Below are 403 nucleotides of genomic sequence, written 5' to 3' on the forward strand. Positions count from 1 at the left end.
CCCCAGGCGACCCCCAACATACACCCGACGCGGGGTGGAGCAGTCCGGTAGCTCGTCAGGCTCATAACCTGAAGGTCAGAGGTTCAAATCCTCTCCCCGCAACCATAAAAAAGCCCGCTAGGTCAACCGCCTAGCGGGCTTTTTTATGCGCCCGAACCCACCCAGGTCCCCGCCCAGCTACCAAATAGCTACCAAACGAAAGCGAAATTCCAGCGGCGAGAGCGTACCCGACCGGGCGGACTGGATCGCAAGCCTGCGTCTCACTACGCGCTTGGATCAAAGGAGGAGGCAATCCTCTACGTCCTCACCACCCTGGAAACCTGGACTGTGACGAGGTAACCGGTATGGCACACGGTCAGAATTCGGGGATATATCCAGATTTTTCGATACATATCGGGATTTA

At 56.8% G+C, this 403-nt stretch carries 1 tRNA gene; it reads left to right on the forward strand.

Annotated features, from left to right (window positions below):
* Nucleotides 1–28 precede the first annotated feature (28 nt).
* A tRNA-Met gene (locus tag GHC57_RS19220) sits at nucleotides 29–105 on the forward strand.
* Nucleotides 106–403: the final 298 nt, after the last annotated feature.

It is taken from the genome of Roseospira navarrensis, from assembly GCF_009601025.1.
In the GTDB taxonomy this organism is placed as follows: Bacteria; Pseudomonadota; Alphaproteobacteria; order Rhodospirillales; family Rhodospirillaceae; genus Rhodospira; species Rhodospira navarrensis.